Consider the following 12,978-nt stretch of genomic DNA (forward strand, 5'->3'; position numbering starts at 1 on the left):
GCACATCCGGACAAGCGGCCAAGGCCGCGCCGCCGGATGAGGTCAGGGGCGCAGGACGAGCATGGACGGTTTCCTTCCGATCGAGCGGCGGCGGCGGCGGACGCTGAAGACGGCGATCGGCTGCGTGGGCGTCGGCCTGCACAGCGGGCGCCGCGTCTCCCTCACCCTTCGCCCGGCCGTGGCCGGCACCGGCATCGTCTTCCGCCGCACCGATCTCGGCATCGATATTCCCGCCCGCTTCGACCGCGTGGTCGATACCCGCCTCTGCACCGCCCTCGTCGCCGAAGGCGCGCCCCAGGCGCGGATCGGCACGGTGGAGCATGTGATGGCGGCGCTGGCCGGTTCCGGCGTCACCGACGCGATCCTCGACCTGGATGGGCCGGAAGTGCCGATCCTGGACGGCTCCGCCGCGCCCTTCATCTTCCTGATCGACTGCGCCGGGCTGGTCAGCCTGGACGCGCCGGCCCCCGTGATCGAGGTTCTGCGCCGCGTGCGGGTCGAGGAAAAGGACGCCTTCGTCGAACTGCATCCCGCCAGCCTGCCGGGCTTCGAGGCCTCCATGGGCATCGAATTCCCGGCCACCGCCATCGGCAGCCAGCAGGTCAGTCTCCGCCTGACGCCCGCTGCCTTCCGCGCCGGCCTGGCCGATGCCCGTACCTTCACCCTGGCCGAGGAAATCGCCCGACTGCGCGCCGCGGGCCTGGCCCAGGGCGGCAGCCTGGAGAACGCCATCGTGGTCGACGGCCCGCTGGTGCTGAACCCCGGCGGGCTGCGCCGGCCGGATGAATTCGTCCGCCACAAGCTGCTGGACGTGGTGGGCGACCTGGCCCTGGCCGGTGCCGCGCTCTCCGCCCGCTTCGTTGGCCATCGCTCCGGCCATGCGCTGAACAACAAGCTGCTGCGGGCGATGTTCGCCGATCGCAGCGCCTGGCGGATGGTGGATGGCGAGATGCCGATGGACGGAGTCGCGACCCGCCTGCCCGCCGCCGCCGCCCCGGCGATGGCGTAAAGCCGGCGCCTTATCACCAGGTTTCCGGCGCCGGGTGACAGGCCGGCGGCGATGACCTACAGCAGCGTCGAAGCGGCGGCGCCACGCCTTGCCGTCACCATGCCCCGGCATGGTATAGGGAAGCCCCATGCCTGACCGGTGCGCGATGCTTCGACGCCTTATGCCCCTCCTGCTCATCCTGCCCATCGCCGCCTGCTCGGCCTGGGACGGGCGCATGAATTCGCTCGGCGCCGGCACCGCCCGGGTCGCCGATCGCGACCAGTCGGCCGAATCGCTTTACGCCCAGGGCATGGAGGCGCTGGCCGCCGAGCGCTACCAGCGCGCGGTCGAGCTGTTCGACCTGGTGGAGCGCGAGCACCCCTATTCGGCCTTCGCCACCAACGCCAAGCTGATGTCGGCCTATGGCGAATACATGCGCAACCGCTACACGGAAGCCCTCGGTGCGCTGGACCGCTTCATCCAGCTGCATCCGGCGCATCGCGACATCGCCTATGCCTACTATCTGCGGGCGCTGAGCTATTACGAGCAGATCAACGACATCCAGCGCGACCAGCGCACCACGGAACAGGCCATGGCGGCGCTGCAGGATGTCTCCAACCGCTTTCCCAACACCCCCTATGCTCGCGATGCGCGGCTGAAGATGGACCTCGCCCGGGACCATCTGGCGGGCCGGGAGATGACGATCGGCCGCTTCTACCAGACGCGCCAGCTGCACACCGCCGCGATCGGCCGCTTCCGCCGCGTGGTCGATGAATTCCAGACCACCAACCATGTGCCGGAGGCCTTGCACCGCCTGACGGAGCTGTACCTGACCCTCGGACTGGTCGAGGAAGCCCGCCGCACCGCCTCCGTGCTAGGCCACAACTACCCCGGCAGCCCGTGGTACCAGGACAGCTATGCCCTGCTGGTGGACGGCGCCGAGGGCACCGAACCGAACCGCCCCGGCTTCATCCGCCGCGTGGTCGGGTCCATCTTCTGACGCCGCGCGCGCGGTTGGTGCGATTGAACGCGCCTGTCGCGCGATGCTGACCTCGCTCGCCATTCGCGACGTGGTGCTGATCGAGCGCCTCGACCTCGGCTTCGGGCCGGGGTTGACGGTGCTGACCGGCGAGACGGGCGCGGGCAAATCCATTCTGCTGGACAGTCTCGGCCTGGCGCTCGGCGCGCGGGCCGAAAGCGGGCTGGTGCGATCCGGCCAGTCCCAGGCCAGCGTCGCCGCAGCCTTCGCCCCCGCCGAGCAGCACCCGGCCCGCGCCATGCTCGCCGAGCAGGGGATCGAGGCGGAGGATGAGATCGTGCTGCGGCGCGTGCTGACCGCCGATGGCCGGTCCCGCGCCTTCGTCAACGACCAGCCGGTGGGCCTCGCCTTGCTGCGGCGGCTCGGCGCGTTGCTGGTGGAGGTGCAGGGCCAGCACGACCAGGTCGGGCTGACCGATCCGGCGCAGCATGCCGGGTTGCTGGACGCCGCCGGTGGGCTGGATGCGCTGCGCGGCGCCACCACCACCGCGCACCGGGCCTGGCGTGCCGCGGAGGCCGTGCTGACCGCGGCACGCGAACGCATCGCCGCCGCCCAGCGCGACGAGGATTTCCTGCGCCATGCCGTGGCGGAGCTTGAGGCCCTTGCCCCGGAGGAGGGCGAGGAGGATGAGCTGGCGGTCGAACGCCAGCGGCTGCAACAGGGCGAGCGGCGGGGCGAGGCCATCGCCGAGGCCCTGGCCAGCCTGCAGCCGCGCGACCGCCGCAGCGCCAACCCCGCCAATGCCCTGCGCGGCGCCTCCCGCGCCCTGGAACGCCTGCCCGCCCCGAATACCGAGGCCGAGCCGGCGCTGGAGGCTATTGGCCGCGCCCTGGACGCGCTGGCCGAGGCCGAGACGGCGCTGGAGCGGTTGGTGCAGGATGCCGCGCCCGATCCCCGCCGGTTGGAACAGGTGGAGGAGCGGCTGTTCGCCCTGCGCGCCGCCGCCCGCAAGCATCTGGTGCCGGTCGTCGAATTGCCCGCGCTGCTCACCAGCCTGAAGGACCGCCTGGCGGCGCTGGATGCCGGGACCGGCGAGGTGGCGGCGGCCGAGGCGGCCCTGGCCCGGACCCGTGGCGCCTATCTGGACGCCTCCGGCAAGCTGACCGCGGCGCGGCGCGATGCGGCGGCGAAACTCGAAAAGTCGCTCGGGCGGGAATTGCCGCCACTGAAGCTCGATCGCGCCCGGCTGGTGGTGGATGTCAGCGCGAAGCCGGAGGCGGCCTGGGGGCCGGAAGGGGTGGACCGGGTGACCTTCCTGGTCTCCACCAACCCCGGCCAGGCGCCCGGCGCGCTGGACAAGGTGGCCTCGGGCGGCGAGCTGTCGCGGCTGATGCTGGCGCTGAAGGTGGTGCTGGCGCGCGGATCGCCGGTGCCGACCCTGGTCTTCGACGAGGTGGACAGTGGCGTCGGTGGTGCCACGGCGGCGGCGGTGGGCGAACGCCTGCTGCGAGTGGCGGAACGCCTGCAGGTGCTGGTGGTGACCCATTCGCCCCAGGTGGCGGCGCGCGGCAGCCGGCATCTGTCGGTTGCCAAGTCGGTGAAGGCCGGCCGCGCGGAGACGCGCGTGACACCGCTGGACGCGGCGCAGCGGCGCGAGGAAATTGCCCGGATGCTGGCCGGGGAACATGTGACGGAAGCGGCGCGGATGGCGGCCGACAGCCTGCTGGCGGGCGGGCTGCTGTGACCGATTCCCCCCTGCGCGCCCGTGCGCCCGAAGCCCTGACCGAGGAGGAGGCCGCCGCCGAACTCGCCGCGCTGGCGGCCGAGATCGCGCATCACGACGAGGCCTATCACCGGCAGGACGCGCCGGAGATCACCGACGCGGAATACGACGCCCTGGTGCGCCGCAACCGCGCCATCGAGGCCCGCTTCCCGGAGCTGATCCGGGAGGACAGCCCGAGCCGCAAGATCGGCGCGGAGACGGCGGAGGGATTCGCGAAGATCCGCCACGGCGTGCCGATGCTCTCCCTCGACAATGCCTTTGGCGACGCGGATTTTCTCGAATTCACCGCCTCCGTCCGCCGCTTCCTGCGGTTGCCGGCGGAGGATGCGCTGGCCTTCGTGGGCGAGCCGAAGATCGACGGGCTGTCGATCAGCCTGACCTATGAGGGCGGCGCCTTCATCCGTGGCGCCACGCGCGGCGACGGGATGGAGGGCGAGGACGTCACCCGCAACCTGCTGACCCTGCCGGAGGCGGAACTGCCGCGCCGGCTGAAGGGCGCCGCCCCCGACCGCATCGAAATCCGCGGCGAGGTCTTCATGGAGAAGGCCGATTTTCTGGCTTATCGCGAGCAACAGGCACGCGCGGCGGCGGAGCGCGAGGAACGGCGGGAGCGTGGCCAAAAACTTGGCCCGGCGGTGGTCGTGCCGGTCAATCCGCGCAATGCGGCGGCTGGATCGCTGCGGCAGCTCGACCCGGAGATCACCGCCCGGCGGCCGCTGAAACTGTTCGCCTATGCCATGGGCGAGGCGAGCGAGGCGCCGGCGGAAACCCATTCCGACTGGCTGGAACGGCTGCGGGGTTGGGGCTTCCGGGTCAATCCGGCCTCCGAATTGCTGCCGGATGAGACGGCGGCCCTCGCCTTCCAGAAGCGCATGGCGGAAGGCCGGGCGGGGCTGAGCTACGATATCGACGGCGTCGTCTACAAGCTCGACAGGCTGGACTGGCAGCGCCGGCTGGGCTTCGTCGGCCGTGCGCCGCGCTGGGCCATCGCCTGGAAATTCCCGGCCGAACAGGCCGAGACGGTGCTGCTGGATATCGAAATCCAGGTCGGCCGCACCGGCGCGCTGACGCCGCGGGCGGTGATGCAGCCGGTCGGCGTCGGCGGCGTCATGGTCACCCATGCCAGCCTGCACAATGAGGATGAGATCGCCCGCAAGGATGTGCGGATCGGCGATACCGTGGTGCTGCAACGCGCCGGCGACGTGATTCCGCAGATCGTCTCCGTGGTGCTGGAAAAGCGGCCGGCGGAGTCGAAACCCTTCGAATTCCCCGACCGCTGCCCGGCCTGCGGCAGCCACGCGATTCGTCCGAATGGGGAGGTGGTGAAGCGCTGCACCGGCGGGCTGATCTGCCCGGCCCAGACGGTGGAGCGCCTGATCCATTTCGCCCGACGCAACGCCATGGATATCGAGGGGTTGGGCGGGGAGAACATCCAGAAGCTGTTCGACGAGGGCCTGGTGAAGACCCCCGCCGACCTGTTCCGCCTGTCCCGCCACGCCGAGACAATGCGGGGCTGGGAGGGCTGGGGCGCGCGGTCCAAGGCCGATGCGAAGAAGGTCACCAACCTTCTGGCCGCCATCGAGGCGCGGCGGCGCGTGCCGCTGGAACGCTTCATCTTCGCCCTGGGCATCCGCCGGATCGGCGAGGCCAATGCCAAGCTGCTGGCGCGGCACTACCATTCCTACCCCGAATGGCGCGCCAGGATGCTGGCCGCGACCACCATCGGGTCGGAGGCGCGGGAGGAGCTGGGCTCCATCCAGGGCATCGGCCCGGCCATCGCGACCGAACTGGCGGAGTTCTTTGCCGAGGCCCGGAACCGGGAGGCGCTGGACGATCTGGCGCGGGAAGTGACGCCGGAGGATGCGGTGGTGGCCGCCACCGCCGACAGCCCCTTCGCCGGCAAGGTCCTGGTCTTCACAGGATCGCTGGAGACGATGTCCCGCGACGAGGCGGAGGCGCAGGCGGAACGGCTCGGCGCCAAGGTGACGAAAAGCGTGTCGAAGAAGACCGATTTCGTCGTGGTCGGCGCCGATGCCGGCAGCAAGGCGAAGAAGGCGGCGGAGCTCGGCCTGCGGGTGCTGACGGAAGCCGAGTGGCGGGAGATGGCCGGGCTCGGCTGAACCATCAACGGGGCTGATGCGCGGGATCAGCCCTATTCGTTTCCGGCGCGGCGCGGCCGCGCGCAGCATCGGGCCATGCCGATCGACCCGACCCTGTTCCTCGCCTTCCTCGCCGCCGCCTGGGTGCTGATCCTCACCCCGGGGCCGGACATGCTGTTCGTCATCGGGCAGAGCCTGGCGGGGGGCGCGCGCCGCGGCTGGGCGGCGATGGCGGGCATCGTCACCGGGGCGATGGTGCATGTGGCGCTGGCGGCCTCCGGCGTCGCGGCGCTGATCGCGACCTCGCCCCTGCTGTTCGAGGCCTTGCGGGTCGTGGGAGCGGGCTACCTGATCTGGCTCGGCATCGGCGCGCTGCGGGCGGCCTGGCGCGGTGGCGGCGCGGTGCGGCCGGCAGGGCCGGTGCGGCATGCCTTCCGCGAGGGGTTCCTGACCAACCTGACCAACCCCAAGGTCATCCTGTTCTTCCTGGCCTTCCTGCCGCAGTTCGTCGACCCCGCGCGCGGGCCGGCCTGGCTTCAGATGGCGCTGCTCGGGCCGCTGGTGCCACTGATGTCGCTGCCCGCCTATGGGCTGCTGATCGCCGGCGCCGGGCGGGCGGCGGATCGGCTGGCGCGCCATGCGCGGTGCCTGGAGGGGCTGGCGGGGGCGGTGTTCCTGGGGCTCGGCCTGCGGTTGCTGCTACCCTCCCGCGGCTGAAATCCTACGCCTCCTCCCACTGCTTCGTGACGGTCACGCCGGTCACGGTGCCAGGGAACAGATGGACCTCGTAGCGATCCGCCCCGTCCAGCCCGTCCGGGCTCAGGGCGCCGAGGCCGGCGAAGGTCACCAGGGCGCGCAGCGGCACAGGCGGCACCCGTGCCAGCGCCGCCCCTGCCCGCGCATCGGTCAGGCCGAGGATCGCGATCCGCCCGCTGGGCGCGTGCAACGGCGCCTCCGCCACATGATCGAGGCCGGCGAGGTCCAGCGCCGGTCGCGCCGCATGCAGCAGGACCCGCACGGGCACCGGCATGTTCCGAACCGTCGAGACAACCAGGATGCCCGGCGCGGTATTCAGCCGCGCGCGCAGCACGGGCTCCGGCCAGTAGATCGGCGCATCCGGCCAGGACACGGCGTCGCAGAGCAGGAACTGGTGGTAGTCGGCCATCAGGGTGCCATCGAACAGGGGTGTCATGGGCGGATAAACCCGTCAGCCACCTTGTGTTTCCCATCCTGGCGCGCTGAATCTGTCGCCATGTCCGCATTCATGATCGCCACGCTGATGCTCTCCGTGGCCGCCTATATCCACACCGTCTCCGGCAAGCTCGGCCTGCGGCTGGAGAAGCCCGCGGCGGAGGTTCTCTGGCGCATCTCCTCCGCCGCGGCCCTGCTGACCTGGGTGGCGCTCATCCTGCACGGCTACACCACGCGCTACTGGTCGGAGCCCACCGCCGCGCTGTTCGGCTCCTTCGCCCTGAACTGGTGGTTCGGCCATCGTGGGCCGAAGCCGGGATGGCCGCTGGTCTCCGTGCTATTCGCCGCAGTTGGGCTGGGGCTGGCGACCTATTCCTTTCTCTACGAGTGATTCCAAATCCCATTGATCGAAACCTGCGGCCAGCGAAGCTGGCCGAGCGCCCGATGGGCGCCGCGCCAAGTGGCGCGTCGCCAAGCCGGCGGATGCCGGCGCCGGCGACAGAGGCGGTGATCGGCACGATCACCGGGATTTGGTATGAGGTGCCAGGTCGAGGCGCCAGGCCTCGGCATCCAGGTCGGAGACGGGAAAGCGCTGGCGCACCAGCGGGTCGTGGCCCGGGATCACCAGCGTCTCGTCCCCCCCGGCCAAAGCGCGGGCCTTGCGCCAGCCCTGGATCAGCGCGCCGACGTCGAAGACGATCGGGAAGGGAATCTGCCGCTGCATATTGGCGTAGTAGTGACTGGCATCGCCCGCGATCACCAGCGGGCCGCGCTCGGTCGCGATCTTCACCATCTGAAGCCCGTCCGAATGGCCGCCCACACCGTGCAGGGTGACGCCGGGTGCAACCTGCCCTTCCCCATCGTGGAACTGCACCCGCTCGGCATACAGGGCGCGGATTAGGCGGACCACATCCTCCACCTCGAAGGTCTGGCGCAGGCAGATGCTGCACATGTGGCGGCCCGTGGCGAAGGCCACCTCCCGGTCCTGGATATGGAAGGTGGCGTTGGGGAACAGGTCGAGATTGCCGGCGTGGTCGTAATGCAGATGGGTGATGATGACGTCGCGGATGGCGGCGGGGTCGCTGCCCACGGCGCGCAGCGCCTCCTCCACCGGGCGCAGCAGGCTGCGGTTGCGGCGGGCGGCGGTGTCAGCGGAGTAGCCGGTATCGACCAGGATCTCCCGCCCTTCGGGGCCACGCAGCAGCCAGACGAAGTAGTCCATCGGCATCGCCTCATGCGCATCCGGCACGGGCGACATGAAATTGGCCTGGGCGGTGCGCTCATGATGCGCATAGCGCAGGGCGAGGACCTGCCACATCGTCTCAGCCCTTCCCTTCGTTGAGTTCACCGGCGGCCAGCGCCTCGCTGAACCGGGCGGCATCCGTGTGGTCCTGGCCCGGGCCGAGCAGGGCGGCGGCGGCGGCCCACATTTCCCGCGTTTGCGCGGCGAGCGGCGTGGGCGTGGCGGTCTCGCGGCCGACCTGGAGCGCGATCGACAGGTCCTTCACCATCAGGTCCAGCCCGAAGCCGGAGTTGAACTTCCGGGACAGCACGAACTGCTTCAGCTTGCGCTGGGTGCTGTTGTTCATGCCGGTGGAGGCGTTCAGCACATCCACCATCACGGAGGGATCCAGCCCGAAGCGGCTGCCGATCAGCAGCGCCTCGACACTCACGAGGAAGCCCGCGGCGCTGACCAGGTTGTTCAGCGCCTTCATCGCCTGGCCGGCGCCGACATCGCCACAGCGCGTGATGCTGCCGCCCATGGCGCGCAGCACCGGCTCCACCCGTTCCAGCGGCACCGCATCGCCGCCCGTCATGATGGCGAGGCTGCCGGTTTCCGCCCGGGCGACGCCGCCGGAGACCGGGGCATCGACCATGGCGACGCCGAGCGGTGCCAGCTCCGCCGCCATGGCGCGGGTGGCGGAAGGCTCACCGGAGGACATCTCGATCACCACCGCGCCGCGTGCCAAAGCCGGGCGGATGGCGGCCAGCACCGTGGCCACGTCGCGGCTGGTGGGCAGCATGGTGATGACGGCGTCGGCGCCCAGGGCGGCCTCCGCCGCGCTGCTGGTGGCGATGCCGCCATGGGCGCGGGCGAATTCCAGGGCGCGGCCGGGCACGGCATCCTGCACCGCCACGGTGAAACCCGCCTCGATCAGGCGGATGGCCATGGGCCAGCCCATGCGCCCGATGCCGATGAAGCCGATGCGGCCGATTGTGCCGTCCATGCCGTTTCCCCCTCTTGTGCGGGCAAGGCTGGCGGCGGCAGGTTCGGGGGTCAAGCCGGCAGGGAGGATGCGATGTTCGAAGGCTTCGTGGAGGAACGCCGCGCCGGCGAGGGTGTGACCCTGCGACTGCGGCGCGGCGGGGAGGGTCCGCCGCTGCTGCTGCTGCACGGGAATCCGCAAACCCATGCGATGTGGAACCGGGTGGCGCCGGAACTGGCGAAGCGGTTCACCGTGATCTGCCCGGACCTGCGCGGCTACGGCTTCTCGGACAAGCCCTCGCCCAGCGAGGACCATGCCGCCTATGCCAAGCGGGCGATGGCGGCCGACATGCTGGCGCTGATGCGCGGCCTGGGCTTTCCGGAATTCCAGGTGGTGGCGCATGACCGGGGCGCGCGGGTGGCGCATCGGCTGGCGCTGGATGCGCCGCAGGCGGTGCAACGGCTCTGCGTGATGGACATCGTGCCGACGCTGCATCACTTCGAGACGGCGGATATGGACTTCGCCATGGGCTACCACCACTGGTTCTTCCTGGCCCAGCCGCATCCGAAGCCCGAGCGCATGATTCTCCGAGACGTGGAGGACTGGTTCGCCAGCCACACCACGCGCGGCCAGGGCGATGTCTTCACATGCGAAGCGCGGGCGGATTACGTCGCGGCGCTGCACCAGCCGGGCACGGTGATGGGCATCTGCGAGGATTATCGCGCCTCGGCCAGCATCGACCTGGTGCATGACCGCACCAGCCGTGCGGCGGGGCAGAAGGTGGAATGCCCATTGCTGGCGCTATGGGGCGCCAAGGGCAAGATCGCGGTCTGGTACGACGCCCTGGCCGTCTGGCGCGACTATGCGAATGGCCCGGTCAGCGGGCACAGCGTCAATTCGGGGCACTATCTGGCCGAGGAAGCGCCGGAGGAGGTGCTGACGGCGCTCGAGGGGTTTCTGGCCCGCTGACGTTCAGCCGAAGCTGGTCTCGGGCAGGATGAAGGGCAGGTCGGTGTCCCCGGTGCGGGCGCCGAGGCCCGTCAGCAGCGCATGCACCTGGCCACGGTGATGCGTCTGGTGATTGACGAAATGCGTGACCAGCACCCAGCGCGGGCGGCTGATCTCGCGCCCCATGGCGCCGCTGAACCAGCCGAGCGAACCCTCCAGCCAGGCAGGCTCCAGCGCCTCGGCCCAGGCCTCGATCCGCGCATCCAGGTCGCGCCGCGCCGCGTGCATCAAGGCCCAGTCGGGGTGCAGCGCCGGGCTGTCCTTGATGCCGCAGCCCGGCGCGGGCCAGCCGGCGAAGCGGGACATCCAGATGGCGTCGCCCCACATGAGATGGCTCAGCGTGCCATGGACGGAGCCGAAGAAGGCGCCGCGATCCTCACGCCGCTGGCCTTCCGTCAGCGTCGACGCCGCGGCGTACAGACGACCATTCATCTCGGTGTTGTAGGCGGCCATCAGCCGCACCCATTCCACCGTGACCATCACACATTCTTCCAGAAGAAGACGGTGTCGCAGGGCGTGCGGTCGGGCCACAGCGCGTAGCCGGGGATGACGCCGACCTCGACCCAACCGAGCTCGCGGTAAAGCACCTCCGCCCCCTCCCCCTGCGCCGTGTCCAGCACCAGCAGCCGGCGGCCGAGCCCCCGCGCGGCCTGTTCGGCCCGGCGCATCAGCGCGCGGGCGACGCCGCGGCGGCGGGCGGCGGGGTCGACCAGCAGCTTCGCCACATCGGCCCGGTGCGGCTGGTTCTGCGGCGTGTCGAGCACGAGCTGCACCGTGCCCACCAGCACCCCATCCACCCAGGCCGCCAGCAGCACGCGCTTGCCCAGCGCGACATCCGACGACACGCGCTTGAAGAAATCCCGCGCCACGGCAGGGGCGAGCGGCGGGAAGAAGGACACGCTGGCGCCGGCGGCGACGCAATTCACCAGGATGCGGGCAAGCTGGGTCTCGGCGCTCGCGGCGGCGGCGGCATCCAGCGCCTCCACCACCAACCCGCGCAGGGGCTTGGTGTAGCGGAATTCCAGGCTGTTCGAGACATCATCCAGGATACGGATGGAGCCCTGCCGCACATAGCCAGTCTTCTCGTAGAAGCGATGCGCCGCCTCGAACCGCGTATCGGTCCAGAGCACCAGGCGTTCGGCGCCGGCGTCGCGTGCATGCGATTCCGCCGCCTTCAGCAGGCGCTGCGCGAGGCCCGTGCCGCGCGCGGCCTTCGCCACATAGACGCGGCAGATCTCCCAGGCCTGGTCATCGCCGAGCGGCCGCGTGGCCGCCATGCCGATGATCCGGCCATCCTGCTCCGCCGCCCATAAGGCGCCGCCCGCTTCCGCAAAATAGGTTGCGAGCGCGCGCAGCTCCGGCACCTCCCCATCCACGTCCAGCACGCAGTTGGGGTATTCGGCCCAGCAATCGTCGACGAGGGCGATGAAGCCCTCAGCGTCCTCGTCGCGGCCGGGCCGAAGGGTCATCAGGAGAGGCCTTTGCAGAACTCCTGGATGCGCGTGCAGGCCTCACGCAGGCTATCCGTGTCGGTGGCGTAGGAGATGCGGACATAGGGGCTCATGCCATAGGCCGAGCCCTGCACCAGCGCGACATGCACTTCCTCGATCAGCGCGAGGGCGAAGTCGGTGTCGGTGTCGATCTTGCGGCCGCCCTTGCTGGTCTTGCCGAGGCAGCCGGCGATGTTCGGGAAGACGTAGAAGGCGCCTTCCGGCTTGTGGCACTGGATGCCCGGCGCCTGGTTCAGCATCTCCACCACCATGTCGCGGCGCTGCTTGTAGATCAGCGCGCGCTCCTTCACGACATCCTGCGGGCCATCCAGCGCCGCGACGGCGGCGGCCTGGCCGACCGTGCTGATGCCGGAGGTGAGCTGGCTTTGCATGTTCACCATGGCGGCGATCAGCGGCTTCGGGCCGCCGCAGAAGCCGACGCGCCAGCCGGTCATCGCATAGGTCTTGGACACGCCGTTGACCGTCAGAACCCGGTCCTTCAGGCGCGGCTCGACTTCCGCGATCGTGCAGAATTCGAAGCCGTCATAGACCAGGTGCTCATACATGTCGTCGGTCATCACCCAGACATGCGGATGGCGCAGCAGGACTTCGGCGATCGCCTTCATGTCCTCCCGCGAACAGGCGGCGCCGGTCGGGTTGTTCGGGAAGTTCAGGATCAGCCACTTGGTCTTCGGGGTGATCGCCGCTTCCAGATCCTCCGGCCGCAGCTTGAAGCCGTTATTCTGCGGGCAGGTCACCGGCACCGGCTTGGCGGTCGCCAGCTTCGCCATATCGGCATAGGAAATCCAGAACGGCGCAGGGATCAGCACCTCGTCGCCCGGATCGCAGGTGCCCAGGAGGGCGTTCATGATGACCTGCTTGCCGCCATTCGAGATCATGATCTCGTCCAGCGCGTAGTCCAGATTGTTGTCGCGCTTGAACTTGCGCTGCACCGCCTGCTTCAGCGCCTTGGTGCCATCCTGCGGCGGATACTTGGTGTCGCCCGCCAGCGCGGCCTGATAGGCGGCATCGATGGCGTGGCGCGGCGTCTCGAAATCCGGCTCGCCGATGGCCAGGCTGATGACCTTGATGCCCTTGGCGGCCAGCTCGCGGCCCTTGGCGGTCATCACCGCGGAGGCGGAAAGCTCGATATCCTTCAGGCGATTGGCAAGCGCGGGCATTTTTTCGTGTGACTCCAGGCGAAGGAGCACAAGTTAGTCCCGGACGGGCCGC

At 70.1% G+C, this 12,978-nt stretch carries 13 protein-coding genes; 7 read left to right on the forward strand and 6 right to left on the reverse strand.

The genetic code is table 11. From position 1 onward, the window contains the following. The first annotated feature begins 61 nt into the window (after positions 1-61). From lpxC to JJQ90_RS22900, 5 genes are all read left to right on the forward strand, one after another. Positions 62-1,009, forward strand: a complete 948-nt coding sequence (lpxC, locus tag JJQ90_RS22880; protein WP_216878599.1) for a UDP-3-O-acyl-N-acetylglucosamine deacetylase — start codon at positions 62-64, stop codon at positions 1,007-1,009. A 160-nt stretch (positions 1,010-1,169) separates the two neighbouring features. Then, positions 1,170-1,988, forward strand: coding sequence for an outer membrane protein assembly factor BamD (locus JJQ90_RS22885; RefSeq protein WP_329959503.1), 819 nt, complete (start codon positions 1,170-1,172; stop codon positions 1,986-1,988). 43 nt (positions 1,989-2,031) lie between these two features. Further along, positions 2,032-3,711, forward strand: coding sequence for a DNA repair protein RecN (recN, locus tag JJQ90_RS22890; RefSeq protein WP_216878601.1), 1,680 nt, complete (start codon positions 2,032-2,034; stop codon positions 3,709-3,711). 11 nt (positions 3,712-3,722) lie between these two features. Beyond that, positions 3,723-5,870, forward strand: a complete 2,148-nt coding sequence (ligA, locus tag JJQ90_RS22895) for an NAD-dependent DNA ligase LigA (protein ID WP_216878696.1) — start codon at positions 3,723-3,725, stop codon at positions 5,868-5,870. Positions 5,871-5,945: 75 nt separating this feature from the next. Next, positions 5,946-6,566 (forward strand): LysE family translocator, encoded by a 621-nt coding sequence (locus JJQ90_RS22900; protein WP_216878602.1) that lies wholly within the window; start codon positions 5,946-5,948, stop codon positions 6,564-6,566. Between the two features lie 4 nt (positions 6,567-6,570). Here the strand turns inward: JJQ90_RS22900 and JJQ90_RS22905 are convergent, their stop codons facing one another. After that, positions 6,571-7,041, reverse strand: a complete 471-nt coding sequence (locus JJQ90_RS22905; protein ID WP_216878603.1) for a hypothetical protein — start codon at positions 7,039-7,041, stop codon at positions 6,571-6,573. Positions 7,042-7,101: 60 nt separating this feature from the next. On the opposite strand from JJQ90_RS22905, the gene JJQ90_RS22910 reads away from it, so the two are divergent. Continuing rightward, a complete protein-coding gene (locus JJQ90_RS22910) occupies positions 7,102-7,431 on the forward strand; it encodes a hypothetical protein (RefSeq protein WP_216878604.1) in 330 nt (109 codons plus the stop codon). Between the two features lie 129 nt (positions 7,432-7,560). Here JJQ90_RS22910 and JJQ90_RS22915 read toward each other — a convergent pair whose 3' ends face one another. Further along, positions 7,561-8,358: an N-acyl homoserine lactonase family protein gene (locus JJQ90_RS22915; RefSeq protein ID WP_216878605.1), complete on the reverse strand. Its 798-nt coding sequence runs from the start codon at positions 8,356-8,358 to the stop codon at positions 7,561-7,563. A 4-nt stretch (positions 8,359-8,362) separates the two neighbouring features. Next, on the reverse strand, positions 8,363-9,268 hold the full coding sequence (locus JJQ90_RS22920) for an NAD(P)-dependent oxidoreductase (RefSeq protein WP_216878606.1): 906 nt from the start codon (positions 9,266-9,268) through the stop codon (positions 8,363-8,365). 72 nt (positions 9,269-9,340) lie between these two features. On the opposite strand from JJQ90_RS22920, the gene JJQ90_RS22925 reads away from it, so the two are divergent. Next, on the forward strand, positions 9,341-10,216 hold the full coding sequence (locus JJQ90_RS22925; protein ID WP_216878607.1) for an alpha/beta fold hydrolase: 876 nt from the start codon (positions 9,341-9,343) through the stop codon (positions 10,214-10,216). 3 nt (positions 10,217-10,219) lie between these two features. On the opposite strand, the gene JJQ90_RS22930 is transcribed toward JJQ90_RS22925, so the two are convergent. Genes JJQ90_RS22930 through JJQ90_RS22940 form a run of 3 tightly spaced genes read right to left on the reverse strand, consistent with a single transcriptional unit; the run spans position 10,220 to position 12,926 of the window. After that, positions 10,220-10,735, reverse strand: a complete 516-nt coding sequence (locus JJQ90_RS22930) for a DinB family protein (protein ID WP_216878608.1) — start codon at positions 10,733-10,735, stop codon at positions 10,220-10,222. After that, positions 10,735-11,724 carry a GNAT family N-acetyltransferase gene (locus JJQ90_RS22935; protein WP_216878609.1) on the reverse strand — a complete coding sequence of 330 codons (990 nt, stop codon included), beginning with the start codon at positions 11,722-11,724 and terminating at the stop codon, positions 10,735-10,737. Before JJQ90_RS22935 ends, JJQ90_RS22930 begins: the two co-directional genes overlap by 1 nt. Next, a complete protein-coding gene (locus JJQ90_RS22940; RefSeq protein WP_216878610.1) occupies positions 11,724-12,926 on the reverse strand; it encodes a pyridoxal phosphate-dependent aminotransferase in 1,203 nt (400 codons plus the stop codon). The genes JJQ90_RS22935 and JJQ90_RS22940 overlap by 1 nt, the downstream gene beginning before the upstream one ends. Between the last annotated feature and the right edge of the window lie 52 nt (positions 12,927-12,978).

The organism is Falsiroseomonas oleicola (assembly GCF_019029495.1).
GTDB classification, from domain to species: domain Bacteria; phylum Pseudomonadota; class Alphaproteobacteria; order Acetobacterales; family Acetobacteraceae; genus Falsiroseomonas; species Falsiroseomonas oleicola.

What these genes read in the sequence shown, in the direction of transcription:
- JJQ90_RS22930 (WP_216878608.1), bottom strand. Translation starts at nt 10,735, where the DNA reads ATGGTCACGGTGGAATGGGTGCGGCTGATGGCCGCCTACAACACCGAG.
- JJQ90_RS22935 (WP_216878609.1), bottom strand. Translation starts at nt 11,724, where the DNA reads ATGACCCTTCGGCCCGGCCGCGACGAGGACGCTGAGGGCTTCATCGCC.
- JJQ90_RS22910 (WP_216878604.1), top strand. Translation starts at nt 7,102, where the DNA reads ATGTCCGCATTCATGATCGCCACGCTGATGCTCTCCGTGGCCGCCTAT.
- JJQ90_RS22885 (WP_329959503.1), top strand. Translation starts at nt 1,170, where the DNA reads ATGCCCCTCCTGCTCATCCTGCCCATCGCCGCCTGCTCGGCCTGGGAC.
- JJQ90_RS22900 (WP_216878602.1), top strand. Translation starts at nt 5,946, where the DNA reads ATGCCGATCGACCCGACCCTGTTCCTCGCCTTCCTCGCCGCCGCCTGG.
- JJQ90_RS22940 (WP_216878610.1), bottom strand. Translation starts at nt 12,926, where the DNA reads ATGCCCGCGCTTGCCAATCGCCTGAAGGATATCGAGCTTTCCGCCTCC.
- lpxC (WP_216878599.1), top strand. Translation starts at nt 62, where the DNA reads ATGGACGGTTTCCTTCCGATCGAGCGGCGGCGGCGGCGGACGCTGAAG.
- JJQ90_RS22905 (WP_216878603.1), bottom strand. Translation starts at nt 7,041, where the DNA reads ATGACACCCCTGTTCGATGGCACCCTGATGGCCGACTACCACCAGTTC.
- JJQ90_RS22920 (WP_216878606.1), bottom strand. Translation starts at nt 9,268, where the DNA reads ATGGACGGCACAATCGGCCGCATCGGCTTCATCGGCATCGGGCGCATG.
- JJQ90_RS22925 (WP_216878607.1), top strand. Translation starts at nt 9,341, where the DNA reads ATGTTCGAAGGCTTCGTGGAGGAACGCCGCGCCGGCGAGGGTGTGACC.
- JJQ90_RS22915 (WP_216878605.1), bottom strand. Translation starts at nt 8,358, where the DNA reads ATGTGGCAGGTCCTCGCCCTGCGCTATGCGCATCATGAGCGCACCGCC.
- recN (WP_216878601.1), top strand. Translation starts at nt 2,032, where the DNA reads ATGCTGACCTCGCTCGCCATTCGCGACGTGGTGCTGATCGAGCGCCTC.